A 25,119-nucleotide genomic window follows, 5' to 3' on the forward strand; every position below is an offset into this window, starting at 1 on the left:
ACAAAAAATTTCCGCTAAATTCGGCCCCAAATGTCACGAAGCTGTGACATTTCAGTTTTTGGGGCGCGCTTGCGCTACTTTCGGAGCAGGAAAACAGAAAAGGTCGAGCCTTTCCCAACCTCAGACGCCACCCGGATATAGCCGCCCTGCAAGGTCACAATCTCACGGGCCAGATACAGGCCAATCCCAATGCCGTCCACATCATGCACCGCATCTTCCCGGTAAAACCGTTTGAAAATCGTCCCCTGGTGCTGCTCCGAAATGCCGATGCCGGTGTCGGCAATGTCGATCTTCACATACATTTCCCAGCCTTCCACGGACACACGGATCTGTCCGCCTGCCGGGGTGTACTTCACTGCGTTGTCCAGAATGTTGAACAGGGCTTCGCTTGTCCATTTTCTATCGTGACACGCATCCAAATGCTCCGGGCATTCCACCTGCACATCTATTTGTTTCTTTTCGGCATTGAGCAAAATCCCGCCCAGGGCAGCGGCAAGGGTATCATAAACCGGCTGCTGTTTTTGCTCCAGCGAAATGACTCCGGTTTCCAAGCGGGAGGTTTTAATCATGGCTTGCATTAGGAAGTCCAGCTTATCAAGCTGGCTGGCCTGAGCTGTCAGAAATTCCTTTTGCTTCTGCGGAGGAACCTCGTTTTCAAGCAGCGTGTTGTTAATCATCTTCAAGTTGGCAATCGGGGTCTTGACCTGATGGGAAATGTCAGAGATCAGCTCCTGCAGGTCAGCCCGTTCCTTTGCGATGCTGTTTTTATTTTCCTGCATAACTTCGTACAGCCGCCCCAGCCGGTAGTTGATTTTATAGAACAGGCTTTCTTCCTCAACCGTCTGCTTGGGCTGCATATCCCCGGAGAGCATATCATCCATCTGACCACAAAAGGCATCGGAGAACCGGACCAGCTTCCGGCGGATCAGAGCCACAAAGAAGATAACGCAGAGCAGTACAAAAAGACTGAACAGGAACACACAGCGGACAGCAGTTATATTCTGGGTCAACAGATAAACAGCGGCAGAAACCGTACCAACGGCCAGCAGCAAAAGCGTCCCCAAAAGGATACAGGCTTTGTTGATGGAGAGTTTTCGCATATTCATTTCGATGCCCCTCCGATCCACATATAGCCCATGCCGTACACTGTCTTGATGTACTGGCGTCCATCCGTTTCAATTTTATTCCGCACCCGGCTGATGGCCGAGGTCAGGGCGTGTTCATCCACAAAGTTCCCATCGGCATCCCACAGCTTTTCAAGCAACACCTGTCTGGTCAAAACATTCTGCGGATTTTTGGTCAGTATTTTCAACAGCCGGTATTCCAACGGAGTGAACACCAACGGCTTGCCGGACAGGGAAGCAGTCATTTCCGAGAAATTGATGGATAGTGCGCCATCCTCATAGCAATCGCCGCCAGATTGTTTTGCCAGCCGCCCCAGCACCACGGACAGCTTTTTTTGAAAGACGCTCATGGGGAAAGGTTTGGTCACATAGTCCTCCGCACCCAGCTCATATCCTTTGAGCATATCACTTTCCATATCATTTGCGGTCAGGAAGATCACCGCTGTATCCGGCCGGCGCTCCTTTACCTCACGGCAGAAATCAAAGCCGTTCCCATCCGGCAGGTTTACATCCAGCACAATCAGGTCATAGTCCTGCTTGGTCAAAAAGTTGCTGGCTGCTGATTTTGTCAATGCAGAGTCCACGACATAGCCAGCAGCATCCAGGTTATAGCACAAGGTATTATTCAAAAGTCGGTCATCCTCGACTACTAAAATTCGCATTGTATCACACTCCTTCATTCTTAGTGTATCATCCAAATGTCACAGAAACCTCACGAGAAGATTATTTTTTGTTTTCTTTTTGCGCTTCTTCATGCACTTTAGAAGAATAACAAATTTATTATAAAAAATTATCGAAGTATTATCAATGCAGCAACTGTAAACAGACTCTCTGCCAAAGACTCTTAAAACTACTGGCAAGCAATGCAATCTTACGTAAGATTGCGTATTTAGCAGAAATCCCGTTTCCGGAATTCCTGCTAATGCTTGTTGGTGACATATCCCCAAACCCCTGAGATCATTGCCGGTGGCAATGGCTGCGCGTTCCATTGGAACGCTGAAAACCAAAAGCAGACAAATCTTATTGACGGGATTTTTCTGTGCTGCGCTGCGGTTGTGCTGATTGTAGTTTACGCAAGGCTTCTGCCAATTCATCATCATAAACACGAATATCGTAACCGCATACATTGAAAATCGTATAGTCCGTTTCATAATCGTCCCAGACAGCCAGATTTTCTACAACGATTTCTGGGAGTTCGCAAAAGAGCGTTTCTTTCTCTTGTCGTCGTTTTAATTTCTGCTGGTAGTCCTTAACAACATGACGGACAACTTTCTTCAAACAACTTTCAAAACGGCATTGAACTGTTTTCTGGAAGTCAGACGGTTTCATCAATCTCACCCCCTTTCCGCTATGACGTGAAAAGTGGTTCTCCCTCTTTCCGCACCATATAGGGAACGGCAGGTGTGATTTGTTAAGTTGAGAACTCAAAAAATCCAAAATTTTTCCAGAATGAAAAAAGCCCGCACAAAACAGACTGTTTGCACGAGCGAATGAATTTATATATCTAATTAACGATTTTATTGATTGCTTTTTCCATTTATAGCCGATAGATTTCTTTAAAACATTCCATGAAACATACTCCTTGATTTACACATCAAAATTATTTTCCAAAATCATAAAGTATATTTCTAAATAATTTCTAAATGTACCATAGACTTCTTTGTTTGATGTGGATAGCATAAAAACCTTATGATACAATATCTAATTAAAGGAGATGAAATCACATGAATAAAATTGCTATTATTGAAGATGATATAGACATTTGCAATATGATTGCAAAATTCTTAGAAAATAATAAATATATCGTTCATTATGCCTTGAATGGTGCAGAGGGAATAGAATTATGTAAATCGCTTGTTCCAGATTTAATAATACTTGATATTATGTTACCGAAGTTAAATGGAAATGATGTATTACAGAGATTGCGTAAATTTACAAACGCTCCTGTCATTGTTGTTTCCGCCAAAACAATGGTACAGACAAAAATAGATTTATTAAAATTAGGTGCTGATGATTATATGACTAAGCCGTTTGACCTGCATGAGCTTCTTGCTCGTATTGAAGCAAATTTGAAAAGGACTTCAAATACGTCCTGTCAAAATGATACTTTGACATATAGAGATATTGAAATCAATAACTCTCTAGTTTATATCAAAGAGGTATTAGTATCTTTTACATCAACCGAGTTAAAGATTTTAAGACTATTATTGCAATATCCGCAAAAAATTTTTTCAAAGCAAAATTTATATGAATCCATTTGGAATAAAACTTATGCTTATGATGATGATACGATAAATACCCATATCAGTCATATTCGTAAAAAAATTAAGGCGATTACAAATGAAGATTATATACAAACCATTTGGGGAATCGGTTATAAAATTAAATAACTTTAGATTTTCTTTAGACTTATTAGATATAGTGGCATAGAAAGGAGTGTTTAGAATGACAAAATTTATATGCGAAACAAAAAATCTAAGCAAAAAATATAAAGATTTCTATGCTTTAAAGAATGTGAACTTAACTATTCCAAAAGGAGAAATCTACGGTCTTGTAGGCGAAAATGGGGCAGGAAAAACGACTTTAATCAGGTTATTAACAGGTCTTAATTTTAAGAGCGAGGGAGAAATTATCCTATTTGGACATAAGGATAATCTGCAACATGAAAGGTCAAAAATCGGTTGCACGATTGAAATGCCTGCGTTATATAAGGATATGACAGCTTCTCAAAATTTGGAAGTACAAAGAATACAACGAGGTATTCCAAATAAAAAATGTATTACCGATACTCTAGAGTTGATAGGCTTATCCAATGCTGGTAAAAAAAGAGTAGCAAACTTTTCTTTAGGAATGAAACAAAGGCTTGCTTTAGGCGTTGCATTATTAGGCGAGCCAGAATTTTTGATTTTGGACGAACCCGTCAACGGACTTGACCCAACAGGAATTATTGAATTAAGAGAACTTCTTAAAAAATTAGTAAAAGAACGAGAGGTAACGATTTTAATATCCAGCCATATATTAAGTGAATTACATCAGCTTGCTACCTGTTACGGATTTCTTCATAAAGGAGAACTTTTGAAACAAATTTCTACCGAAGAATTAAACGAAGAATGTAAACGCCATATTTGTTTAAGGACAGATAATATCCAAAAAACCACTCTTTTATTAGAGCAAAAGGGAAATATTAACAATTACTCCGTTTACCCCGATAATTCTATTCGGATATACGAGTGCTTAGATAATGTAAGAATGATTTCTAAATTACTATCCAGTAATGGAGTTATTATTGATGAAATTTCTGTGCAAGGAGAAAATTTGGAAACATACTTTGAAAATCTAATAGGGGGACGAAAAAATGTTTAATCAAATAAGAGCAGAATTTTATAAGTTATTTCATACAAAGGCATTGTACTTAACCTTTGCTTTGATTTTAGCAGTCTTTGGAATTTTCTCCATAGGCGGTCAGCAACAATTTGTGGCATCAAGTTCAAGTTTAGACAAAACATGGAAAATAGGAGAAACTGTTGGATTTCTTGCTCGTGCTTATAGCGATACAGCACACCCATTGATTGAAGAAATAATAAGGACAGCCACATCTTATACTGTATTTTTCTGGCTGATTGTTCTTATATTTTCTGTCATTTTCTTTTCAAGAGAATATACGGATTCAACAATTAAAATTGCAATCGCAAGCGGACAAAGCCGAATTAAGTTTTTTGTTGCGAAATATATTGTGATTTCGATTACCAGTATATTTCTATACTTTTCATTTATTATGATTGCATTTATAATAGAATGTGCGAAATTTAATATTCCAATACAACTGTTTCCAATGCTGAAAATTGCAGGACTAAATTGTATGATTATGGGAGCATTTATCGGAATTACACTTATGTTATGTGTAATATTCAAACATACGGCAATCGTTGTAGGTGCTATGTCATTGTTTACATTTAGCGGACCGCTTATCTATATGATGACATGGGATAATATGTCAACTCAATCATGGAGAGTTCTAACCTATTTAAAAATAAATCCTATGTATTACTGGATGAATACCTGTTCTTATAATATGATAAATAATTTAGAAATCAATATTTTGATTTATTTCGTGGGAACTGTAATTATTACATTTCTTGTTTCAGCATTGATACTAAGAAAGCAAGAAATACGCTAATCATAACAGAAAGGGGAAATGCGAATATGTTATATTTCTTATTGATTTGCTTTATTTTCATATTAGCATTTTCCTTATTCTCTATTATCAGAACAATTCGCAACATAAATAAGCAAATAAAGCAACAACGGAAAATACGAGTATCTTTATCAAATAGGGACATTGAAGAATTAGCTTATGCAATCAATCAAAAAGATAATCTACATAAAAAATTACAGGTTCAAATTAAGCAGGAAGAAGAACAGTTAAAACAGTCTATATCTAATATAAGCCACGATTTAAGAACACCTTTGACATCTATACAAGGCTATTTAACACTTCTGCAAGAATGTGAAGATAAACAGGAACAAGGACAATGCATTAAAATCATTAAGGCAAAAACAGATTATCTCACGGATTTAGTACAAGAGTTTTATGATTTATCTGTGATAGAAAATGAGCAAGTTGATGTTGAATGTGAGCGTGTTGACATAAATAGAATTGTTACAGATTGCTTAATTGAAAAGTATTATGAATTTGGAGAAATCCAACCAACCATTCAAACAGAAAATACTCCTGTATGGATATACGGAAATAACCTTATCTGTAAACGAATTATTGAAAATTTAATTGTAAATGCACTTCGTTATTCAGATAATTACATTGAAGTTTCTATCAATCAAAAAGGAGTGTTCACAATTAAAAATTCAACAAAATCCCTTGATGATATTGATGTAAACTTATTATTTAACAAGTTTTATACTGTTGATAAATCACGCACCAAAGGAAGTTCTGGTCTGGGCTTGTATATTGTAAAGGAATTGCTGAAAAAGATTGACGGTAAAATTGAAAATGTAAGTTACGAAAAAAATATTTTGTCTATTAGCATTTGTTTTCCCTTGTATAATGATAAAAAGTTACTGTGATCAGAACATCTGAATACAGTAACTTTTTTAGTAGCTTTAACTCTCTTTTATAAGTTTTTCAAAATATTCTCTTTTCTTCTCTGGAAGTTGATTTAAAAATTCTTCCAGCCATTTTTCTTCTTCTTCTTCTAAAATTCCCTCGTCCTCATAATACTCTGGATATTCCAAATATATTTCATGTTCTCTTTCTTCTCGTTCTTCGTCAGCTTGTGCTAAGTCCATATATTTTCCAATAAGGAATTGAAGATATTGACTATACCCAAGAGAACTAACTAAATAAGTAATTCGTTCATAGTCTTTCAATGTCATTTCTTTTTTTCCAGTTAAAAGGTCATGGTCGTAAGAAGAACAAACTTCTAAAAATTCCTGTTCCTGCGTTTCTGCTTTTTTCATTGTTCATACGGAATTTTCCATAAGGTAAGAGGTCAGCAGAAGTAGAAGCGATACCCTCAATATCGGTACGAATTATCTTTACCACTTCATTTTTCTTGTATAACTTGCCCTCAACCAATACCGCATTATCATTTAAGGAAATGATGTCAAAGGCAGTATCTTTCAAAGTAGCACTTCCTTGTGGCTTTGTATCGCCCGTTTCTAAATCTCGTTTCTGAATTTTGACACCGCCACGGATAACCTTGTCTGATACGGAAAACTGGTTACTTCCAGTAAGTACGGCAAGGTCGCCGTCCTCTGTAATTTGTGTAAGGTATAAGCCCTTAATCTGTTCGGACTTATCGCCAGCCTGCATATATGCACCGTCCAGCAAGTAACCGTTTGGAGCTTTTGTTTCTTCTACGGTTAGTGTTCCAAGTGGAAGAACTGCCTTGCCGTCCTGCATATAGAAACTGTCGCCAGATACTTTGTATGTGTCCGCTAATTTTGTAACATAATGGATTGTACCGTCGCTGTCTGTTTCGGCGATTGTCTTTGTAACCCATGTTCTTGTAGCTTCGGCAGGGAGATTGTCTTTATTGTAGAAGCCAGTATAATACTTCCATGTAAATTCCGCACCTGCTAAAGAAGCGTTCCCCTGCGGATTGTCTTTCTGTGTTTCCATATCAATCTTGAAGAGTTCAATCAAAGTGTCTGTTACCTTTGGTGTATCTGATACGTTCAAGGTCGCTGTCTTTCCAGCTTCAACCTTTAAGGAATATATATTTGTATCAACCTTATATCCTGCTGGTGCGGATAATTCCTTGATATAGACTGTGTCAGCCTTTACCTCTACGACATCTGTATTTCCGTTTTCATCAGTCGTAAGGGTGGCAAGCTGTTTCGTGCAGTCCTTATCAGCAAAGACACCGTATGTCGCACCAGCGATAGAGTAATTCCCGTTACCGTCTGTAATGCTGGTATTACTGGAAGTCTTTTGAAGTTTCGCATTTCCAACATTGAGTTTCGCCCAGAATTGTCCCAATTCCTGCCCCTCGCCAGAGTAGATATAACCGCCACATTCATAGCGTCCTTTATTCTCTTTGACAAAGGCTCTTGCACCAGAGAAAACTTCGTCCTGCGTAGCTTTTGGAATTTCATCATAAGAAGCTCGCACGTTGTCGCACTGCCAGCCAAGATGTACGCTCAATCTCTGCCAGACCACACATTGTTCCAACAGATAGACTTGCTTGTAGTTCAATTCCTTGTGAGTTTCGCCATACTGTTTGACATACTCTAAGGATAACGCCACATCTGAAATCTGGTCGGCACTCATACGTGAGCTTGCGTCAGCTCTGGTCTTGTAACCATTCTTAAAATCTGTATTGATGTCGATACAATAGGCAGTTTCGCCCTCGACTTTCATATAGCCCTCATTGAATGTCGAACCGATAGAACCGTCATTCATTACTTTTTCAATGATACCGACACGCTCTGCACTTTCCGTCCAGTATTGCTTACTTTCTGCATGGACGGGTGTAGTCGGTAAAGCAGTAACGACAGTTGCAAGAGCTAAGAAGCACGTACACAATCGTTTTAACATCTTTTTCATAAAATCTAATGCTCCTTTCATTTTGGGTATAAAAATAGACGCTCATTTCTGAACGTCTACATTATTGAAAGGCTTGTCCTCTCACACATATTCTATTTTAATAGGTACAACAGTTGCCTTTCTCCTTGTATTTTCGTTGTTTTCATCACTTGCGTTATCTACAACCTCCATGTGGTGGGGAAGAAATCTCTAATAGATATTCCACATTGGCCCGAACATTATGAAGTTCTTTCATATCATTTTTGGCCTGCTTATAGGCAGAATAGGCTTTCCGTTTTTGTTCCAGAAGATCGGTGTATTCCTCTCGGAGAGATTTGACAGAGGGGAGCTTTTTGATTCCCAGTTCGTCAAAATGATTCTTCGCTGTCTGGTGCAGTAAGATTTCCGCCTCATGTGCAACATGGAATTAAAAGGCTGAGCGCCAGCGGAAAAGATACCTCCTGTCTACGCATTTAGGGCGTTAAAAGTCCACGGAAATCAAGGGTTTTTCCGCATGGCCGGCAGGCAGGTGGATAAAGTTATCCTGTTCCCCGCAAAACGGGGTTCTAAATGCGGGAAAAAGGACAAAAAAGAAGCGCCAGATGCAGAGGCTTTGATACCTCTGCGCCCGGCGCTTTTTCAGCCTATTAGCTGATCTACATAGGTAATTAGAGGGTGCAGATGTTTCAGGCGAAACATCTCAAATAACTTATCTGGATTTACCCATTGAACATCCACAACTTCTGTTTCCTGTAAACGCATTTCTTCAATCTTTATATCCTTATGAAATAGCCAAACATCGTAAAAATCCTGCACATTTTCCCGTCTGCTCTGATAAATCAATTTTTCACTTCCGGGAGTAAGCAGTATTCCTAATTCTTCTTTTACCTCTCGGATTGCTCCTTGTAAACTGGTTTCCCCGGAAAGTACAGAACCACCCGTACATTCCCAATAAAGAGGGTATTGCTTTTTCGGATGCCGCTGTGATAAAAGATACTGCCCCTGCTGGTTGACGATCCATACACTCACAGATAAATGATACAGCCCTTTGGGTATGATTTCTCCACGGCACACTGTTATTCCAGACTTTTCCCGTTTTGCATTATATAAATCCCATTTTTCCATTTTCATACCTCTTTGTGTGGGATCGGTGCTTGCCGAAAATCAAGTAAGTAAATATCCGCAATCCTTTCTATTTCTGTACGCTGATCTGCGGAATACTTATCATAAATCCCGCCTGCTAACATACGGGCTGCCTTTGCGCTTTTAATTGCTGGAAGCACATCATCAAACACAATACAGTGTTCAGGTGCAACCCCTAATTTTCTTGCGGCCAATTCAAAGACATCCGAATATTCTTTTCCCCGCTGAACCTCATCTGTTGAACATAGAGCGTCAAATAATTCTAAAATAGAATTGTTCTTTAAGCATGGAATATAGAGCTTTTCCGGCAACCCCGTAGCAACTGCAAGTTTTATTCCATGTTCTTTTAAGCGCAGAAGATAATCAAGGGCATGGGGCAGCAGACCGACATGGTTACTGTATTCCTCGACCGCCATATTATTCCATTCCTCAATAATTCCCTCTACCGTTTCCTGCAATCCAAAAAGATCAATGGTATATTGTGCGGCTTCCTCAAAACTCCTTGCACATATTTCAGTTACATAATTTTCCGGGACAGGAAGATTTCTCTTTTTCAAAAACTGAATATCTATATGCTCCCATACATCCATTGAATCCAGAATTGTTCCATCTAAATCAAAGATTGCCGCATTAAAATCCATGTTTCTTTTCCTTTCCGCAAAATAAATCTTTCAGTTCCGCAGCAGCAGCTTTTATATCGGACTGCGCTATGATGGCAGATACAACAGCCAGCCCGTCAATTCCCATGGGCTTGAAACGCCCTGTATTTCCTTTATTGATACCGCCAATAACAACGATCGGCAAAGAAACGGCTGTGCGGATTTTCTGTAATTCCTCCATTGATACAGAATCAGCGTCGGTTTTAGTTCCAGTAGGGAACATTGCGCCAACTCCCAAATAATCTGCACCATCCTGTTGTGCCTGTATTGCTTCTGCAATGGAAGATGCAGATACTCCCAACAGCATATTTTCCCCAATTACTTTGCGGACGGCAGCCGCAGGTAAATCATGCTGTCCAATATGTACCCCCGTAGCCTGCACAGCCATTGCAATATCTATCCGGTCGTTTATGATAAGGGGAATATGGTATTTATCCGTAACCTGTTTCACGGCAACAGCCTGATTGTAAAATTCTAATGAGGACAATTCTTTTTCTCGGAGTTGTATCATTGTGCAGCCTCCTAAAATTGCCTGTTCTACCGCTTCTGTCAGGCTATCGCAGCTCATTAGTTGACGATCAGTAACAAGATAAAGTGTATAATCAAAGTTCATTTTGCACCTGCCTATTCTTTAGATAAACCATGCTGATACAATTCGTAGAAATGGTGCGTTGGGCCACAGCCTTTTCCAATCGCAAGAGAGTGTTCGATTGCCATTGTGACATAAGCCTTTGCAGATTCGACTGCAAGCGGAACACTTTTTCCCTTTGCAAGCTGGGAAGCGATTGCAGAAGAAAAGGTACAGCCTGTCCCATGAGTATTTTTCGTATCAATGCGGGATGTTTCAAAATGGTAGAAATTTTCTCCATTAAATAGGACATCAACAGCATTTCCTATATGATGTCCACCCTTGACAACAATCGCCTTACAACCCATGGCATATATTTTTCTTGCGGCAGCCTCCATATCTGAAACTGTGGAAATCTGCATATCTGCTATTTTCTCTGCCTCTGGAATATTCGGAGTAAGTACATCGGCCAGTGGAATTACTGTGTCTATCAAGGTGGAAACCGCCGTAGGATTCATCAATGGGCAGCCATTTTTGGCATACATAACCGGGTCGATTACGACATTTTGGGGCTTATATTGTAATAGTTTCTTTGCCACCGCTTTCATACATTCTGGTGTAGAAAGCATACCGATTTTTACTGCGTCCACTTCAATATCTTCAAATACGGCGTCAATCTGTTTTTCAATCATATCCGGGGTAATATCTTGGATGTCGATAACACGGCTGGTGTTCTCTGCAACAACAGAAACAATAACACTCATTCCAAATACACCGTGAGCAGAAAAAGTTTTCAAATCAGCCTGAATACCTGCACCTCCGCTGCAATCTGATCCGGCAATGGACAATACTTTTTTCATTTTGCATTTTCCTCCATTCTCTCGTTCCGATAGGCCATCTTCCAAAAAGCAAGCTCTAACAAACTTGCTTTTTCAAAAATATCAGCCAGATACTTTTTATTTGCTACTGATAACCCGGCACATTTATGCTCTGCAAAAGCAGACCATTCTTTGCAGCTTTCTGCATATTGTTCATCCGCATAATCTTTGATAAAGTCCCAATATCTTGACTGTCTGCTTGTAGGAACAGCCGCCAATTTGCGGAATATATAGCTGTAACTTAGCATACAGGGAAGAACCGCCATTAAAATTTCTTCATTCTTTCCATGTGACGCAATCTCAAACATGAAATCAATGTAATTTTGATTTTCAGGCAGAGGAGCGATCAGTTCAATATCATTATCCGTCATGCAAAATTGCTTTAGATAATCCAGACGCACTTCTGATTCCGTATCATTTACAAAATTCAGCATGGAATAGTAAAGCTGAATTTCTCTTAATGTATCAGCATGAAAAATTGCCTTGCCGTATATACGGGCATAGTTTTTCAGATAGATACTATCCTGAATCATATATCTCTTGAACTTTTCAAGAGGTAGCTTTCCAGTTTGCACTTCCTGCACAAATGGGGTAGCTGCACATTCTTCCCAAATGGGGATGTTGCGGGTTAAAATGTCTTTCATAAATGCCATGTTTGTTCCTCCTAAAATAAAAAAATAGAGCCTCTAAAACAATTAGAAGCTCTTTCAGACGCAATACGAGCGTAAGAAATTGCTTCCCTACGCCGGTATTAGCCGACAGGTCCAGAGGTCAGGTCTTACCTTTTTCAACTTGTTCAGTTCCCTCGCAAACACATATCATATCTTATTCAATTAAAAAGGACATTCCCAAAACAGAGAATGTCCAAAAAATACGAATCTGTATTCTTTAGCTCCCTGCGTTGGTATTAGCCAACAGGTTCAAAGGGTCAGGTTTTAACCTTCTCAACTACAAGGTAGTCCCCCTGCTTGAGTATTATTATAGTTAAGAAGTCCCGGAAAGTCAAGGTCTATAGAATTCAAGTTAGCAAACCTTATTGACGGGATTTTTCTGTGCTGCGCTGCGGTTGTGGTGGGGAAGAAATCTCTAATAGGTATTCCACATTGGCCCGAACATTATGAAGTTCTTTCATATCATTTTTGGCCTGCTTATAGGCAGAATAGGCTTTCCGTTTTTGTTCCAGAAGATCGGTGTATTCCTCCCGGAGAGATTTGACAGAGGGGAGCTTTTTGATTCCCAGCTCGTCAAAATGATTCTTTGCCGCCTGGTGCAGCAGAATTTCAGCTTCATGTTCTGTTCGGAATTTTTTGCTGTACCCGGCTTTGCGATATTCTACATAGACAGCCCGCGTTTTCGCATAGTTTACGATCTGTTTTTGCAGCTCGGCATTGGCGTTCATTTTTGACTCCAGATCTTTGATCTGAACGGATAAGGTATTGAAATTAGTGGTAGTGGCGTTGGCTTTTTCCAGAAGATCCTCATAACCCATATCGCCATGTTCTTTTAAGTAGAGCACTGCCTGAGAAAGCTGCTTTAGGTTGAACACTTTTGCCCAGCGCTCATAACCAGGGCCCTTGCCGGAACGGATTGCAACTTCAATATCAACCAGCAATCCAACTTTGGAAACCGTTTTTTTAGAAAAGGCATGGCGGGGTTTTACTGTCCGTGTACCGGCAATCCGTTCTTTGATGGCTTGTTCTGTATAATCGCCTTTGAGCGTATCGCATCGGGTATAATTTTCTTGTCCCGGAACTCGGAACCGAAGATGTTTTCTTTCACGGTTGACTTCCAGCCCAGCAGTTTCCAGCTTCTGTAGAAGTTCCTCAAAATCTTTTGGCTTTTCCTCTAATGCAGCATCAATAGCAATGCGTATCTGCTCCTGAAAGGAAGGCTGCTTTTTATTCCCCAGCCATGTGCCATAATGCTCCCGGCTGGGTTTCGGATTTTCTACAATCGAAAGTCCATGTTCCAAACACAGCTTGTCATTCATTCGCCGGATTGCCCAGGTAGAACCCCAGAAGTTGCGAAATTTTTTCTGACAGTCCAGTGTAGTAGAGTTGATAATGATGTGATTATGGACATGGTGCTTATCCACATGGGTGCAGACAACAAAGGCATGGTTTCCTTTTGTGAGCTTCAGTGCCAGCTCCCTGCCGATCTGATTAGCTTCTTCTGGCGTAACTTCGCCGGGCTTAAATGCCTGACGGAGATGGTAGGCGATCACATCATCTGCACCCTGATTTCTGCCGGTCAGATTTGCATACTGTCGTTTGGACAGAAGAAACTCTGCATCAGCAAGCCGGGTATCACACTCATAGCCATAAATGAATTTTCCAAAATCGGTTTTCTGCGGATTTTCTACATAATCAATAATATCTGAGATCGCAGTAGAGATATTCCGACCTTTTCCTACATGCAGAGGCATCAGTCTTGTGGTCGCTATTTTCGTCACCTCCTTAACTTAATTCCAATCAGAGAAGTTATAATTGCAGAAAAAGAGCGGGGCTGCCTATGCGCCCCGCCAAATCTGCTTAACCAAATATAAAATCCTTTAAGGCACTGTTTGCCCCGCCAATGATCCCTACCAGCCATGCAGCCGCCAGAGGCAGACCGTATGGACTGATAAGAAAGGCGATCATAAGCCATGCAAGACCCGGCAAAAATCCTGCGACAAAGAACAGCACCAATGCCGCCAGAAAGATGATCCCAGAAAGAATCCCAAGTACCGCACCGGAAAGAACCACTAAAAATTTACATACCAGATAAAGAATCCCCGTAACCAGCATAAAGGGAAGTGCCAGTAATTTACCTATCAAACGCATACGCTTTGCCTCCTTTCAGAAGGGCATCTGCCCTTATAAAAATTTTACCGTGACGGCAAAAAGAAAGCAACGGCTTTCCGGCTGTTTATGAAATGTTTGCAAATCCCCGGATCAGTTTGTCCATGCCATCCCAAAGGCTATCCAGACGGGTGCGGATGTCATCTATATCTGCGGCATAAATATTGCCGGTCTCATTGGCCCGTCTGGTATATTGGTTTAAGTTATTGGAACAAATGCGGAGAAGCCGGATCATTTCCTGAATATCTCCCATATCAAGGTGGATGATGTAACCGTCTACGGCCATCTTTCGCAGATATGCCGACAGGTTGGTAATGCCAAGTTCCGCCATGCGTTCTTTTACCAGTTCGGCCTCCGCTTCGGACATGACAAATTCGACGCGGACGGATTTTTTGTTATGCCCGCCATTCATCGTTCCAACCCTCTTTTATGAGATGAGACCTCCTGCGTCGAAACCGCCGTCTTTGCTCTTTTGAGTTTTTCCCGCAGGGTGGTCTTTTCCAGCTTATCAAGATATTCCTCCAGATTTCCGGCTGTCGCATGATAGCTGCGTTTGAGGCGTTCCCGTTTTAGAATTATCATCAGCTCCGGCTCATTTTCTGGCAGATAAGTCATTGTTTTAGGGGCTCCATGCTCTGGCATAAGCCGGTTCATAAATTGTCTCCGTTCCTGATAGGGAATCGTGATAACATTTCCATCCTCAAAAGCAACGGCTACATTTCCGATTGGACAGGTCAATTTTTTCATCCGTTCCACATGTTCTCTATAATTTAGCGGATAGAGATCGCCAAATATTTTTCCGTCCCTGACTTCTTTCAAAGAGATGGCATAAGCCAAAACGGGATCATTTGTCTGCTCCTGGTAAAACCGCCACACTTTGTTTTCATGGCTGCCCTCCAGATAAACTTCCCGTTCGCGCAGGGTATAGGTTCCGCAAGGGCGTGACATCCAAAGAAGCTGTTTATCCTCTGAACGCTCTGACACAGCCAGTTTTGAGATCAGTTCCTTATCCAGGTCAAAGTCCTCTTTATAATGTTGGGTATGAAGATCTACGATACGGGAAAGAGCACCCAAAAGATCTACATCCTCAAATCTTACCCCGGCCATCAGCGTTCCCTTTCCGGCACCGGAGGGATCATCTGCCTTGCTTCATGCTCCGGTTTATCTGCTTTCAAACGGTCCATCAAAGACGGCTTTGCTTCCGGCACCAGCTCCCGGATTTCTTCATCCGTCTGTCCGTCTGTCAGATCCGGGCGCACAGGAGGTTCGTTGTTCAGCCTGCCATCCAGCATATTGTAGTTGCCGGTTTGTCCTTCCTCATAAAGTTCCGCATTGCGCAGATAACTCTCCGGCGCCTGAAACGGCTGTCCGGCAAACAGAATTTCTCTTTGGGTGGTAAACTGTGCAAGGACCCCATTTTGCAGTCTTGCAAATTCTTCATACTGGCGCAGGGTAAGCCCTCGTTCCAGCATTTCCGTCTGGGTATGCGCCCAGCCTTCTCCATAAAGAAAATAATACATGTCGGGCTGATCACAGACAAAGCACAGGGAACCATCCTGATTGTCATAGTAAGATGGCTGCATATCCTGACAATGGCAGCGTTCCTCACGCCCCAAATACACACGGTTGTCCGCACCCAGCATAGCGACCATGCCTGCGTAATTACTATGAACCGCAGAGCGGATTTCTACCAGCGGATCTGTTTGAGAAGGAATCTGTCTGCCCGGAATCTCATTTTGTTTTTCCGATGCATCATTTCTTGGTGTCACTTCTTCATGGCTGCGTGCATCCAGCTCCGGTTGAGATGTTCCTTTCCGAACAGCACCGGGTTCCGGTTCTTTTTCTTTCACATAGTATCGGACATTTGCTGTCGTATGCTCGTTGGCTTCCTTTGCATAGTTTTCAGCATCGGCTTTGCTATCAAATTCCAACGGTTTTCCATTTTCCTTGCACCAGCTTTGTGCCGGTCCGAAAATAGAAGTGCTGCTTCGTACCGCCCATACACCATAGGTCCGTTTCTTTTCCATTCCGCATCCCTCCTTATCGTTCCTGCTGTTTGGAAGTTTGCTGCTTTTTTACCGGGTCTGCCGGTTTTGTTGCTTTTAGCTGCTGACGGAGAGAATTCTTATGCTCCGGTTCGGAATCTGTGATGTTGACATATTCGCCAATGATACAGAGCGCTTCTCCATAACTGCCGGAAGCAAATACCCGATCAGACATTTCTTTTGCCTGTTCTTTCAGACCATGCTCCCGCAAAGTACGGGAAGCAATACCCAGCAGATTAAAAATGTTCCCATCTGCTCCGATCAGCGGACAATCCGGTTTATCTGCCAACGCTTCCGGTGTTTCTATAAATCCGCCTAAATAATTCGGCACAAAGTCCGACAGCCATGTGCCGCCATAGACTTCATGGGTCTGTAAACGCCACAGGGCAAGTTTTCCTATATCCAGTTTCACATCATCAAACGGGTAAAGCAAACAGGTCAGTTCTCCGTGCTGAAAAGCAAACACATTCTCAAACTGACTGCCATCTTTCAATATGCCTGCCTGTGTCAGCATTTCATTGATTCCGTCTACCCATTCTGTCAGATCCCCGCCACAGCCCTGTAAAATCAGTCCTTCCTTATCCGGCGTACGGCGAAGATCCTCCGCAGTAATCGTGTTGATATTCAAAAAATCGCCTCCTATCGTTTTTGTTAAAATATATGTTTTGTCCGCAACTTAACCTCATTTCAAAGCACTGGAGTATTCTTATACAGCGCCCTTGAAAACAGGTGCAAAAAGCCCTTGAAAATCAAGGACTTTTGGGGCTAAGTTGCGTACATATCATAGTTGGTTTTGCCGCTTCCGGCGTTTGCGTTCCCGCTCGGATTTCCGTCTTGCATAGATCCGGCAGGCATCAGAACAATATGCCTGGCTGGTTATAGGAAGATACACTTTTCCACACACAGGGCATATTTTCTGTCTCATGGAGGTGTCCTCGCCGGTAATGGCTGATTCCAGTGCTGCATCCACCGGCAGCACCGCTTTTTCAAAGTACCTGCAATAAGCACCGGTCCACCATTTATTCAGCATATAGCAAGGACTGTCCAAAGGAAGGCAGATCTTATCCTGAGAGTCATAGTTGGCGCAAAGCTCCGTAACCAGCTTTCGGATCGCAGCCCGCTCCGAGCGGTTCAATTCTCTCTCTGCCATAACGCCTACCTTTCCGGGGCACTTCTTTGCCGGCCGCTGGAAATTCCGGTTATATCAGTAACATTCCTGGACTGTGAAAGGGCATCGGCAATAGAGTTCCGCTTTTTCTGTTTTGGTTCATGGTAAATAAAAAGTTCGTTTTTCCCCGGCACATACAACAAACCATTTTCTTCGCACCGGAAAATGTCACATTCTTTGTCGGTTGCGACGGTATAAAAGTCTTTGTAATCATAAGGTGCTTTTTGCCGATCCTGATAGGTACACAACCCTAAGTTGAAGTCACTTTCCAGCCGTTTCGATATGACGAAAAAGTCGCCTTCTTTTTTGTGAAATTTTCGTATGGGCGTGAAGTGATAACCGCCATATTCAAAGGTTTTTCGATCACTCATTTACGCCTGCCTTTCTTTACGGGAAATTCCAGCTTGAAATTCACATATTTACCGCCGGTATCATCCAGGATCACTTCCGCATCATAGGTCTTTCCTGTTTTTTCACTGTAAAGCCCGGACATAGAAATACGGCCCTCTTTCAAAAGAGCCGCTGCCACAGACTTTGTGATGGACTTTTTCTTGCTGGAAAAGAAACGGTTATCTTTCCAAAGAGCAAAAGAACATTCCCTGTTGTCGCAGAAAAAACCTTTCTTTCCTTCATATACCGGGGCTCCGCAGCGAGGACATACCCCCACGGCTTCATGTGCAGTTTCTCTGGAAGAAGGGAACAGATCCGCAAAACGTTTCTCCGGGGCGGTATGTTCTTTTACCAGCGTCCGGCTCATATCTGCAATCTGATCCATAAAAGATGTTGCCGACAGTTCGCCATGTTCCACTTGTTTCAGCATAGATTCCCATTCTGCAGTTAAAATGGGAGATTTGATATTGTCCGGCAGGACTGCGATCAGGTTCCTTCCTTTTTCCGTAGAAATGAGCTGCTTTTTCTTTCTCTGTACAAATCCGGCAGAAACCAGCTTTTCCAGTGTTGCCGCACGGGTAGCCGGAGTACCCAATCCTTTACGCTCGGCATCGTCCGGCATATCTTCCGCACCGGCCGTCTCCATAGCGGACAGCAGCGTGTCCTCCGTATAATGTTTCGGCGGTGAAGTTTTCCCTTCACGGAGACTTGCTGACACAGTTTCAAAAGTCTGTCCTTCCTTCAGCACAGGGAGAGCGGCATCTTCATTTTCTCTGTGTTCCGTTTCACTCTGCCTGATACTCATACGGTGAATCCGTTCCACCTCTTTCCAGCCGGACTGTAAGATGGTCTTTCCTTTTGCCGTAAAAGTATATCCCTGGCAGTCTAACATAGCGGTGACCGCTTCAAACCGGTTTGCCTGCGTTGTGGCACAAAGCAGTCTGACGGCAAGCAGGGTAAGCACATCCCGCTCCCCGGAAGGAAGCTCCGACAGGTCTGTCCGTGCAATCTCCACAGTTGGGATGATGGCATGGTGGTCGGTCACTTTGCTGTCGTCTGTTACCCGGTCAATGTCCGGCTCTCCGGCGCAGCCTTTTCCAAAGGGCATATTGTCACGCAGCCATAGGATCAGGGAAGCGGCGGTTGCCTGCATGTCCTTCGTCAAATACTGGCTGTCCGTTCTCGGATAGGTTGCCAGCTTCTTTTCATAGAGAGATTGCACATAATCAAGGGTCTGTTGAGCCGTATAGCCATAAATACGGTTACATTCCCTTTGCAGAGTTGTAAGGTCATAAAGGCGGGGAGGCTGTATAGTTTTTACCTGCTTTTCCGCAGAACGCACAAAAGCGGAGTTGTGGTCACAGTCCATACGGATTTTTTCAGCCTCGGATCGTTCCGTCATTTTTTCGCCGGAAGCAGTAAAACCTCCGCAGGTGATTTCCGGCACATAAAAAGGCTTGCTGATGAAGGATTCAATATCCGACTCACGCTGTACCAAAAGTGCCAGCGTCGGTGACATAACACGGCCGACATTTAGTGTGACACCATACAGGACAGAAAAAAGCCGGGTGGCATTGATCCCGATCAGCCAGTCGGCTCCTGCCCGGCATACTGCCGCATCATAGAGTTTATCGTAATCACTGCCGGGACGGAGATGGTCAAAACCCTCACGGATCGCCGCATCCTCCATACTGGAAATCCAAAGGCGTTCCATAGGCTTATTACATCCGGCATATTCATAGACCAGACGGAAGATCAGTTCTCCTTCACGCCCGGCATCCGTAGCGCATACCACAGAATCCACCCGTTTGTCCTTCATCAGCCGGCACAAAAGGGCAAGCTGCTTTTTCTTATCCTTTGGAACTTCATATTTCCAGTTTTCCGGTAGGATCGGAAGGTCCTCATACCGCCATTTGGCGTACTGTTCTTTGTAAGCCTCCGGCTGTGCCAGTTCCAAAAGATGTCCCACGCACCAGCTCACCAGATAACCGGAACCTTCGAGATAACCGTCTTTTCTTTCCGTTGCGCCTAATACTGCTGCCAGTGACATAGCAACAGAGGGCTTTTCTGCAATCACAAGTTTCAATTTTTATTCCTCCTTCATAGTTTCAAATTCTTTATCCGCAAGTTTTCCGGTTTGCATAAGACACATCAACATAACGCCGGAAACTATCCCTCCGGCAAAGGTAAGGAAATGTGAAATCAGGTTCCACATAAGCATTCCTCCTAAAAATGGGTAAAGAAAAACGCCCACTTCAAAGTGAGCGCATCAACAGGTATCTATTTTGTTTTTGGTTTCAAGTGATCCGGCAGGACGATCTCTCCAACCGGGATTTCCCGCAGTTCCTTTTTCATCCGATGGGTGAAGCGGATCGTCTTTGCCGTACCGCCGGTTTCCCGTCCGTCATATACAGCGATCACTCGGTCGGAGTGCTCCACCATATAACGATTTCTGTGGGAGTAGACGCTTGGGAGATATTTTTCCTGTATCACAACAACATCCGCACAAGCCTCCAGCAGTTCACGGGTTCTTGTTTTCTTATTTAGGCTGTCCAGACGCTTGCGGTAAGGGATCACTGCGATCAGCTCCAGTGCCGGGGTGGTCTGCTTTCTTTCCAGCACCAGCTCCGCAAAATACTGGTCTACGCCATCTGCAAAACCGCTCATAAAACAGGTGAACCCATCTGTAACAGCAGCATCGATCTCATGTGCCAAGGCTGTTTTTATTTTGTTGATCTCATTCTGCGGTAAATCCCTGTATCCGGTAACACAGCAAGTTTTTCCTTTCATCGGTCATCCCTCCATCTGATAGGTAAAATTCTTCACTTTTTATATAGTAATAGATTTAATTTAGCAAGTCAACGATAATACCCTTTTTCCTTTTGCGGATAATAAAGGGGTGTAAGGTACAATCTATTACAGAATGGGAGGTGAAGGCGATGTATGAAGATTTTGTCCCGGAACGATTAGCGAAGCTGCGGACACAGAAAGGAGTTTCCGCACGCGATATGTCTTTATCGTTAGGTCAGGCAAACAACTACATCAATAATATTGAGAATAAAAAGTCACTTCCCGCTATGCAGTCTTTTTTCTACATCTGCGAATATCTGGGTGTGACACCGCAGGAATTCTTTGATGAAGGAAATACCTACCCGGAAACCTTAAAGGAATTCATTGCAGAGGCAAGACAGCTTGATCCTCAATCCATGCAATATATCCTCGGTATTATGAAAGAACTCAATAGCAGAAAGTAAGCGGTCACGGTAATGGCCGCTTTTTTCGTGACTTTCTTTATTATATTTTATAATGTTCTCGAAATGTCCGCTCCCTATACCGATAAGTATTCAAAAACTGTTCTCCAAACAGCCTTTTTCTATTCGCCGGTACTGCCAAAGCTGCCGGTTCCTCGTTCTGTTCCCAGATCGGTTACAAAATCCGCAATGACGATCGGCGTGATCACAAGCTGCCCGATACGGGCTCCCTTAAAAAGAGACTGCGCCTGATTGCTTACATTGCTGATAATCGCATGGATCTCTCCACGGTAACCAGAATCCACAGGCGGCAGTTCACAGACCAGGCCTTTTACCGCCATGCTGGTACGAGGAAAGATATATCCCGCATATCCATCCGGTATTTCCAGTCCAAAACCAAGAGGAATTTTGGCGATTTCTCCGGGCTGTAAGGTACAGTCATAGGGCAGATAAACATCTGCTCCGGCATCATTGCCATGCGGACGGTAAGGACGCTGGTGCTCCGGTACGCCAAAGTCGATCAGTTTTATTTTCATCGGCAGTCTCCTTCCCAAAGAGCAGGATAATCTTTTTCCAAAATATCCTCTGGCGTCATATTTGCCTGCAGTTTTCGTCCGCAGGTCATTTTCCCTTCCAGACATCGATCCATCTGACAAAAAGGCCCGGTCAGTGATGGGGCAAACAAAGTAGGGCTTAGTTCATAAAGTTCTTTCCAGACCTTTAGCAGCACGATCCTTGTTTCATCTGTATTTCTCCGGCATACCCGCTGGCTGATGATATGTTTCCACTGATAAGGGGTGGCGCTGATGAGCAGTACATTCCGCAATCCCTGGGGCGTGGCATAGCCGGCCGCATCGTGCCCGCTTCCGGCAGTGCACAGGGCTTCATAACATTTCATGCTTTCATTACAGCTTTTTAAGTACAGTTCCCGTACCACTGCCGGAGCCGTCATAATAGAATACGGGACAGCGAAATCCGCCTGTCCCGTATAGTTGCTGTACTGCAGCGATGCACTCATAAATTTTACTTCGTTCTGGTGGCGGGTGATCTGCGCCAGAAAACGCCTGCTGGCGCCGACAATGGCTACCGTGATCACCGCAAATTTCTGGATGGTAGGATGGGGAAGCGCCCCCATAGCTGCTACTGTCTGAACGCTGAATGATTTTTCGTAGAGCTCCATCAGGTCGTCCATTGAGGCAATCTTATGTCCCTGCTGGGTAAGCCTTGCCGCAAAGACCATGTTTTTTTCTGCTTCCGCTACCGCCTGGCAGTTCAAAATTTTTACTTCAATCTGTTTAATTGGTATGTCCCTCCTTTACAATCGCTTTCAGTAAGAACAGATAGTTAAGACTGTCTGTGATCTTTTCGTCCCATGTGTCCATCGGATAAACCACTTCTTCGGCAAAGCACATATCGTATAGAGAAACAATATGCTTTGCCAGCATACCGGCAAGGGCACGCTGGGGCGTTGTGTGCTGTAAAGCTGCCGCTGCCTTAAATGCACCCAGCCGGTCCGGGTCATCCCCGGTGTATTCTTTGGTTTTCCGTTTCAAGGTATCAGCACAGAGCCGTACCTGTTCGTCAAAAACGGCATTGACTTCATTTTGTGTAATATAGCATCCCTCCTTTGAAAACAAGAAACCGGCTATTCTAAAGCATCTTAGAATAGCCGGCAAATAAACGGATATGTAATTGTTTATAGTGTATTGATCTCTTTTTCCAGTTCCCGGACCGCTGCTATGACTGTCTCAAATGTCGGAACATCCCCATACAACATATCCTGCATAGAGTTATAGTCCGCTTCCAATGCTGCAAACCGATATTCCGGCGGGAGTAATTTTAATGTGCCCGGCACAGCCTCCGGGTACTTCGCCCATGATCTGGGATAGAATTTCATTTTGAAATCTACAACTTTCTTCAGGAGGTCAAGCCTGGAAAAAGCAGCTTCTTTAACCGGTGTTGCAGCCATGCGGTAGAGATCATAATAATGTCTGGAATACCGCTGCGGCATTTCCAAATGTTCCGGTCTGTTCGCTTCATGGTGCAGGATTGTGGCTTTTTCCCAGAAGGTCCGTTCCGGGGCAACGGTAAGGATTGCAGTTTCTTTTTGCTCAAAAATCTTCGGATAATATTTTGCCGCGTATGGTTCGATCAGCGCTGTTTTTGCAGGAGTCCACGCTGCCAGCGCACCAATCTCTAAACGGATCACCTGTAAAGTCGCCGTATTCATAAAAAGGTGCGGATAGGCGAAAATGACCGTCTGTTTATCCTTTTCATCTATGTAGACATTTGCTTCACAACCGATTTCCTGGGATAAGCCGGCTTTGACTGCCGGGCAGAATGTTTCGGACAGAAATACTTCCGCACGCGCATTGGCTTCTTTGTTAAAAGCGTCCTGTTTTGTATTGGAACGTTTCTCCCATGGTTCATCTTTGCCATATCCCAATACACGCCAGTCCAGAATCAAATCAATATCTTCTGAAAACCGGCTGATCAGGTGAAAGGCTTTTGAAAGGCTGGTACCGCCCTTAAAGGTAATGGACTCTTTCCATGGTGAGCGGTGAAATAAATAATCCAGCGTAAAACATACCCAAAAGTCTTTTTCCACGATGGCATCATTCAGCCCCATTTTATCTGCTGTATTTCTGAACAGTTCCCTGCGGTCGTTATCTGAAAGTCTTGCTATATTTCTCATTGTACCTTTTCACCTCCACAAATCTGCCGTATCGTATCGTAAACCCAATCCGTAGACTCTGTTGCTTCCTTCAAACAAGCCTGTTTATCTTTGTCTGTCAGTTTTTCGGAAAGCATCTGTATGACTTCTGGCGTAACATTCGATTTGCCAAGCGTTTTTAATGCCTGTATAACCAAACTTGTCATATAGGACAATCCGGTAATCTCCTTATTGGTCCGGTGCTTAAATTCCAGTTTTGTAGAGTTCCACTCGTAGGTCTTATATGGACCATCGCTGATATAGGACCATACTGCTGTTACCTGTGTTGAAAGACCTAACAGGTTCAATGCTGTATTCCCACATGGGGCAATCGTCCAGTGATAACTTCGCGCCAATGCGTTTGCCACCGCTTCCGGGTCTGCCGCCACATATTCATCCAGAAGTTTGCTATATTTTGGTTTTTCATAAACACCTTTCAAAATGCGGCGCAATATTCCTGATTGCACTAAACGACTTAAACTTTGACGAATAGTGGATGTATCTGCAATATCCGCAAAATCAGACATCACAAAAACAGTTCCATCTTCAAGAGAAAGAACACGCTCCCGTATTCGTTTTGTATATCCGTTGTCCACAATACCGCCTCCCTTCATGTCACGAATATTATATATTATTCGTGACATGATTGCAATAGGTCATATTCCTCTTATTTTGAGTGTTCCCATTAAAAATCTGATGTATACATCAAAAATCAAAAATTTTGCAAGGCAGTACAGTTTTCATATATGTCACATATTTTATATATTATTCGTGACATCAGGCAGTTGGCAGGTAGATCCAGTCGTGCATCAGGCACACGCTGGGTTCATCCTCCCTGGGAACCAGACGGTAGGTACATTCCCCATAGACCGTGCGTTTGTCCTCGATCTCCATGCCATAGGCTTTATAAAAGCGGTATTCCAGATTGGAGATAATGCAGCGCAGGGTTTGCAGAGCCTCCCTCTGAGCTGATACGATCAGGTCACGGTCAATGCTGCGCTTCAAAAACAGCAGCGATTTGTAAAGCTGTACCTCTGTGCGGTAAGGGCGGCAGTCTTTCGTTTCCAGCCATCCGCAAAAAGCGACCGGTCCGCTCTGGATCACACTGCGGTCCGGGTGATAATACTCATAGCAGTCCAGGTTTGCCGTATTCAGAAGATAGAGCATTTCCCGGACTTCATTTTCCGGCATGTCATAAAACCGCAAAAGCGAGCGGTAAAGATGGACGTAGCCGGGAATGGAAATCATGGTATTTACCATAAAATAAAATCCTCCTTGTAAACAGCAGGTGCGGG

Annotated in this window: 30 protein-coding genes, 2 pseudogenes and 1 riboswitch; of the genes and pseudogenes, 5 read left to right on the top strand and 27 right to left on the bottom strand. The window is 43.1% G+C overall.

The window, feature by feature from the left end; translation table 11 throughout:
• Nucleotides 1-74: 74 nt before the first annotated feature.
• From LQE94_RS07195 to LQE94_RS07205, 3 genes and pseudogenes are all read right to left on the bottom strand, one after another.
• Nucleotides 75-1,106, bottom strand: coding sequence for a sensor histidine kinase (locus LQE94_RS07195; protein ID WP_118306379.1), 1,032 nt, complete (start codon nt 1,104-1,106; stop codon nt 75-77).
• The gene (locus LQE94_RS07200) at nt 1,103-1,786 is read right to left on the bottom strand and encodes a response regulator transcription factor (RefSeq protein WP_118306380.1); all 684 of its coding nucleotides are present in this window, start codon (nt 1,784-1,786) and stop codon (nt 1,103-1,105) included. Before LQE94_RS07200 ends, LQE94_RS07195 begins: the two co-directional genes overlap by 4 nt.
• Nucleotides 1,787-2,189: 403 nt before the next feature.
• Nucleotides 2,190-2,462 (bottom strand): annotated as a pseudogene (locus LQE94_RS07205) (sigma-70 family RNA polymerase sigma factor); the annotation flags it as partial.
• Between the two features lie 386 nt (nt 2,463-2,848).
• On the opposite strand from LQE94_RS07205, the gene LQE94_RS07210 reads away from it, so the two are divergent.
• From LQE94_RS07210 to LQE94_RS07225, 4 genes are read left to right on the top strand one after another with little or no spacing between them, the layout of a single operon-like run.
• Nucleotides 2,849-3,514: a response regulator transcription factor gene (locus LQE94_RS07210; protein WP_077326101.1), complete on the top strand. Its 666-nt coding sequence runs from the start codon at nt 2,849-2,851 to the stop codon at nt 3,512-3,514.
• Nucleotides 3,515-3,569: 55 nt separating this feature from the next.
• The gene (locus LQE94_RS07215) at nt 3,570-4,487 is read left to right on the top strand and encodes an ABC transporter ATP-binding protein (protein WP_004611594.1); all 918 of its coding nucleotides are present in this window, start codon (nt 3,570-3,572) and stop codon (nt 4,485-4,487) included.
• On the top strand, nt 4,480-5,301 hold the full coding sequence (locus LQE94_RS07220) for an ABC transporter permease (RefSeq protein WP_117552654.1): 822 nt from the start codon (nt 4,480-4,482) through the stop codon (nt 5,299-5,301). The genes LQE94_RS07215 and LQE94_RS07220 overlap by 8 nt, the downstream gene beginning before the upstream one ends.
• Nucleotides 5,302-5,327: 26 nt before the next feature.
• Nucleotides 5,328-6,206 (top strand): sensor histidine kinase, encoded by an 879-nt coding sequence (locus tag LQE94_RS07225; protein ID WP_004611592.1) that lies wholly within the window; start codon nt 5,328-5,330, stop codon nt 6,204-6,206.
• Between the two features lie 36 nt (nt 6,207-6,242).
• On the opposite strand, the gene LQE94_RS07230 is transcribed toward LQE94_RS07225, so the two are convergent.
• From LQE94_RS07230 to LQE94_RS07315, 18 genes and pseudogenes are all read right to left on the bottom strand, one after another.
• Entirely contained in the window at nt 6,243-6,599 is a 357-nt protein-coding gene (locus tag LQE94_RS07230) for a stathmin-1-A (protein ID WP_240577323.1), read from the bottom strand.
• Between the two features lie 4 nt (nt 6,600-6,603).
• Nucleotides 6,604-8,190: pseudogene (locus LQE94_RS07235) on the bottom strand (SrtB-anchored collagen-binding adhesin); the annotation flags it as partial.
• 618 nt (nt 8,191-8,808) lie between these two features.
• Nucleotides 8,809-9,294, bottom strand: a complete 486-nt coding sequence (locus LQE94_RS07240) for an NUDIX hydrolase (protein WP_223385983.1) — start codon at nt 9,292-9,294, stop codon at nt 8,809-8,811.
• A gap of 2 nt (nt 9,295-9,296) precedes the next feature.
• A complete protein-coding gene (locus LQE94_RS07245; RefSeq protein ID WP_005361145.1) occupies nt 9,297-9,953 on the bottom strand; it encodes an HAD family hydrolase in 657 nt (218 codons plus the stop codon).
• Nucleotides 9,943-10,584 (bottom strand): thiamine phosphate synthase, encoded by a 642-nt coding sequence (gene thiE / locus LQE94_RS07250; RefSeq protein ID WP_055200143.1) that lies wholly within the window; start codon nt 10,582-10,584, stop codon nt 9,943-9,945. The genes LQE94_RS07245 and thiE overlap by 11 nt, the downstream gene beginning before the upstream one ends.
• 11 nt (nt 10,585-10,595) lie before the next feature.
• Nucleotides 10,596-11,399, bottom strand: coding sequence for a bifunctional hydroxymethylpyrimidine kinase/phosphomethylpyrimidine kinase (thiD, locus tag LQE94_RS07255; RefSeq protein ID WP_055200142.1), 804 nt, complete (start codon nt 11,397-11,399; stop codon nt 10,596-10,598).
• Nucleotides 11,396-12,070 (bottom strand): TenA family protein, encoded by a 675-nt coding sequence (locus LQE94_RS07260; RefSeq protein ID WP_055200141.1) that lies wholly within the window; start codon nt 12,068-12,070, stop codon nt 11,396-11,398. Before LQE94_RS07260 ends, thiD begins: the two co-directional genes overlap by 4 nt.
• 223 nt (nt 12,071-12,293) lie before the next feature.
• Nucleotides 12,294-12,393: riboswitch (TPP riboswitch) on the bottom strand.
• A 57-nt stretch (nt 12,394-12,450) separates the two neighbouring features.
• Nucleotides 12,451-13,860 carry a relaxase/mobilization nuclease domain-containing protein gene (locus LQE94_RS07265; RefSeq protein ID WP_117657329.1) on the bottom strand — a complete coding sequence of 470 codons (1,410 nt, stop codon included), beginning with the start codon at nt 13,858-13,860 and terminating at the stop codon, nt 12,451-12,453.
• An 88-nt stretch (nt 13,861-13,948) separates the two neighbouring features.
• Entirely contained in the window at nt 13,949-14,239 is a 291-nt protein-coding gene (locus LQE94_RS07270) for a CD1845 family protein (protein ID WP_005361132.1), read from the bottom strand.
• Between the two features lie 85 nt (nt 14,240-14,324).
• Entirely contained in the window at nt 14,325-14,669 is a 345-nt protein-coding gene (locus LQE94_RS07275; RefSeq protein ID WP_055158497.1) for a plasmid mobilization protein, read from the bottom strand.
• Nucleotides 14,666-15,364, bottom strand: a complete 699-nt coding sequence (locus LQE94_RS07280) for a hypothetical protein (RefSeq protein ID WP_055158499.1) — start codon at nt 15,362-15,364, stop codon at nt 14,666-14,668. Before LQE94_RS07280 ends, LQE94_RS07275 begins: the two co-directional genes overlap by 4 nt.
• Nucleotides 15,364-16,284 carry a DUF4316 domain-containing protein gene (locus tag LQE94_RS07285; protein WP_118724274.1) on the bottom strand — a complete coding sequence of 307 codons (921 nt, stop codon included), beginning with the start codon at nt 16,282-16,284 and terminating at the stop codon, nt 15,364-15,366. The genes LQE94_RS07280 and LQE94_RS07285 overlap by 1 nt, the downstream gene beginning before the upstream one ends.
• 13 nt (nt 16,285-16,297) lie before the next feature.
• A complete protein-coding gene (locus LQE94_RS07290) occupies nt 16,298-16,930 on the bottom strand; it encodes a hypothetical protein (RefSeq protein ID WP_117504573.1) in 633 nt (210 codons plus the stop codon).
• Nucleotides 16,931-17,083: 153 nt separating this feature from the next.
• Nucleotides 17,084-17,452 carry a cysteine-rich VLP protein gene (locus LQE94_RS07295; RefSeq protein WP_117567357.1) on the bottom strand — a complete coding sequence of 123 codons (369 nt, stop codon included), beginning with the start codon at nt 17,450-17,452 and terminating at the stop codon, nt 17,084-17,086.
• 5 nt (nt 17,453-17,457) lie between these two features.
• Nucleotides 17,458-17,841 (bottom strand): hypothetical protein, encoded by a 384-nt coding sequence (locus tag LQE94_RS07300; RefSeq protein WP_118724273.1) that lies wholly within the window; start codon nt 17,839-17,841, stop codon nt 17,458-17,460.
• Nucleotides 17,838-19,946, bottom strand: a complete 2,109-nt coding sequence (locus LQE94_RS07305; protein ID WP_117567353.1) for a DNA topoisomerase 3 — start codon at nt 19,944-19,946, stop codon at nt 17,838-17,840. The genes LQE94_RS07300 and LQE94_RS07305 overlap by 4 nt, the downstream gene beginning before the upstream one ends.
• Before the next feature lie 3 nt (nt 19,947-19,949).
• The gene (locus LQE94_RS07310; protein WP_117657264.1) at nt 19,950-20,075 is read right to left on the bottom strand and encodes a DUF3789 domain-containing protein; all 126 of its coding nucleotides are present in this window, start codon (nt 20,073-20,075) and stop codon (nt 19,950-19,952) included.
• 65 nt (nt 20,076-20,140) lie between these two features.
• On the bottom strand, nt 20,141-20,650 hold the full coding sequence (locus LQE94_RS07315; protein WP_118724271.1) for an SLOG family protein: 510 nt from the start codon (nt 20,648-20,650) through the stop codon (nt 20,141-20,143).
• Between the two features lie 149 nt (nt 20,651-20,799).
• Here LQE94_RS07315 and LQE94_RS07320 point away from each other — a divergent pair, with 149 nt between their 5' ends.
• Nucleotides 20,800-21,114 carry a helix-turn-helix domain-containing protein gene (locus LQE94_RS07320; RefSeq protein WP_005361112.1) on the top strand — a complete coding sequence of 105 codons (315 nt, stop codon included), beginning with the start codon at nt 20,800-20,802 and terminating at the stop codon, nt 21,112-21,114.
• Nucleotides 21,115-21,233: 119 nt separating this feature from the next.
• Here LQE94_RS07320 and LQE94_RS07325 read toward each other — a convergent pair whose 3' ends face one another.
• The 6 genes from LQE94_RS07325 to LQE94_RS07350 form a co-directional block, all read right to left on the bottom strand.
• Nucleotides 21,234-21,647: a dUTP diphosphatase gene (locus LQE94_RS07325; protein WP_005361111.1), complete on the bottom strand. Its 414-nt coding sequence runs from the start codon at nt 21,645-21,647 to the stop codon at nt 21,234-21,236.
• Complete coding sequence (locus LQE94_RS07330) at nt 21,644-22,411, bottom strand: FAD-dependent thymidylate synthase (protein ID WP_199596375.1); 768 nt, start codon at nt 22,409-22,411, stop codon at nt 21,644-21,646. Before LQE94_RS07330 ends, LQE94_RS07325 begins: the two co-directional genes overlap by 4 nt.
• A complete protein-coding gene (locus LQE94_RS07335) occupies nt 22,407-22,724 on the bottom strand; it encodes a hypothetical protein (protein WP_029676883.1) in 318 nt (105 codons plus the stop codon). The genes LQE94_RS07330 and LQE94_RS07335 overlap by 5 nt, the downstream gene beginning before the upstream one ends.
• An 83-nt stretch (nt 22,725-22,807) precedes the next feature.
• The gene (locus tag LQE94_RS07340) at nt 22,808-23,806 is read right to left on the bottom strand and encodes a nucleotidyl transferase AbiEii/AbiGii toxin family protein (protein ID WP_118651050.1); all 999 of its coding nucleotides are present in this window, start codon (nt 23,804-23,806) and stop codon (nt 22,808-22,810) included.
• Nucleotides 23,803-24,420, bottom strand: coding sequence for a DUF6088 family protein (locus tag LQE94_RS07345; RefSeq protein ID WP_117514335.1), 618 nt, complete (start codon nt 24,418-24,420; stop codon nt 23,803-23,805). The genes LQE94_RS07340 and LQE94_RS07345 overlap by 4 nt, the downstream gene beginning before the upstream one ends.
• A 181-nt stretch (nt 24,421-24,601) precedes the next feature.
• Nucleotides 24,602-25,084 carry a hypothetical protein gene (locus LQE94_RS07350; protein WP_015542949.1) on the bottom strand — a complete coding sequence of 161 codons (483 nt, stop codon included), beginning with the start codon at nt 25,082-25,084 and terminating at the stop codon, nt 24,602-24,604.
• Nucleotides 25,085-25,119: the final 35 nt, after the last annotated feature.

It is taken from the genome of Mediterraneibacter sp. NSJ-151, assembly GCF_022487435.1.
Taxonomy (GTDB): domain Bacteria; phylum Bacillota; class Clostridia; order Lachnospirales; family Lachnospiraceae; genus Schaedlerella; species Schaedlerella hominis.

What these genes read in the sequence shown, in the direction of transcription:
- thiD (WP_055200142.1), bottom strand. Translation starts at nt 11,399, where the DNA reads ATGAAAAAAGTATTGTCCATTGCCGGATCAGATTGCAGCGGAGGTGCA.
- LQE94_RS07220 (WP_117552654.1), top strand. Translation starts at nt 4,480, where the DNA reads ATGTTTAATCAAATAAGAGCAGAATTTTATAAGTTATTTCATACAAAG.
- LQE94_RS07245 (WP_005361145.1), bottom strand. Translation starts at nt 9,953, where the DNA reads ATGGATTTTAATGCGGCAATCTTTGATTTAGATGGAACAATTCTGGAT.
- LQE94_RS07215 (WP_004611594.1), top strand. Translation starts at nt 3,570, where the DNA reads ATGACAAAATTTATATGCGAAACAAAAAATCTAAGCAAAAAATATAAA.
- LQE94_RS07285 (WP_118724274.1), bottom strand. Translation starts at nt 16,284, where the DNA reads ATGGAAAAGAAACGGACCTATGGTGTATGGGCGGTACGAAGCAGCACT.
- LQE94_RS07195 (WP_118306379.1), bottom strand. Translation starts at nt 1,106, where the DNA reads ATGAATATGCGAAAACTCTCCATCAACAAAGCCTGTATCCTTTTGGGG.
- LQE94_RS07320 (WP_005361112.1), top strand. Translation starts at nt 20,800, where the DNA reads ATGTATGAAGATTTTGTCCCGGAACGATTAGCGAAGCTGCGGACACAG.
- LQE94_RS07275 (WP_055158497.1), bottom strand. Translation starts at nt 14,669, where the DNA reads ATGAATGGCGGGCATAACAAAAAATCCGTCCGCGTCGAATTTGTCATG.
- LQE94_RS07280 (WP_055158499.1), bottom strand. Translation starts at nt 15,364, where the DNA reads ATGGCCGGGGTAAGATTTGAGGATGTAGATCTTTTGGGTGCTCTTTCC.
- LQE94_RS07225 (WP_004611592.1), top strand. Translation starts at nt 5,328, where the DNA reads ATGTTATATTTCTTATTGATTTGCTTTATTTTCATATTAGCATTTTCC.
- LQE94_RS07210 (WP_077326101.1), top strand. Translation starts at nt 2,849, where the DNA reads ATGAATAAAATTGCTATTATTGAAGATGATATAGACATTTGCAATATG.
- LQE94_RS07200 (WP_118306380.1), bottom strand. Translation starts at nt 1,786, where the DNA reads ATGCGAATTTTAGTAGTCGAGGATGACCGACTTTTGAATAATACCTTG.
- LQE94_RS07350 (WP_015542949.1), bottom strand. Translation starts at nt 25,084, where the DNA reads ATGGTAAATACCATGATTTCCATTCCCGGCTACGTCCATCTTTACCGC.
- LQE94_RS07270 (WP_005361132.1), bottom strand. Translation starts at nt 14,239, where the DNA reads ATGCGTTTGATAGGTAAATTACTGGCACTTCCCTTTATGCTGGTTACG.
- LQE94_RS07340 (WP_118651050.1), bottom strand. Translation starts at nt 23,806, where the DNA reads ATGAGAAATATAGCAAGACTTTCAGATAACGACCGCAGGGAACTGTTC.
- LQE94_RS07300 (WP_118724273.1), bottom strand. Translation starts at nt 17,841, where the DNA reads ATGAGTGATCGAAAAACCTTTGAATATGGCGGTTATCACTTCACGCCC.
- LQE94_RS07260 (WP_055200141.1), bottom strand. Translation starts at nt 12,070, where the DNA reads ATGGCATTTATGAAAGACATTTTAACCCGCAACATCCCCATTTGGGAA.
- thiE (WP_055200143.1), bottom strand. Translation starts at nt 10,584, where the DNA reads ATGAACTTTGATTATACACTTTATCTTGTTACTGATCGTCAACTAATG.
- LQE94_RS07230 (WP_240577323.1), bottom strand. Translation starts at nt 6,599, where the DNA reads ATGAAAAAAGCAGAAACGCAGGAACAGGAATTTTTAGAAGTTTGTTCT.
- LQE94_RS07315 (WP_118724271.1), bottom strand. Translation starts at nt 20,650, where the DNA reads ATGAAAGGAAAAACTTGCTGTGTTACCGGATACAGGGATTTACCGCAG.
- LQE94_RS07240 (WP_223385983.1), bottom strand. Translation starts at nt 9,294, where the DNA reads ATGGAAAAATGGGATTTATATAATGCAAAACGGGAAAAGTCTGGAATA.
- LQE94_RS07325 (WP_005361111.1), bottom strand. Translation starts at nt 21,647, where the DNA reads ATGAAAATAAAACTGATCGACTTTGGCGTACCGGAGCACCAGCGTCCT.
- LQE94_RS07295 (WP_117567357.1), bottom strand. Translation starts at nt 17,452, where the DNA reads ATGGCAGAGAGAGAATTGAACCGCTCGGAGCGGGCTGCGATCCGAAAG.
- LQE94_RS07310 (WP_117657264.1), bottom strand. Translation starts at nt 20,075, where the DNA reads ATGTGGAACCTGATTTCACATTTCCTTACCTTTGCCGGAGGGATAGTT.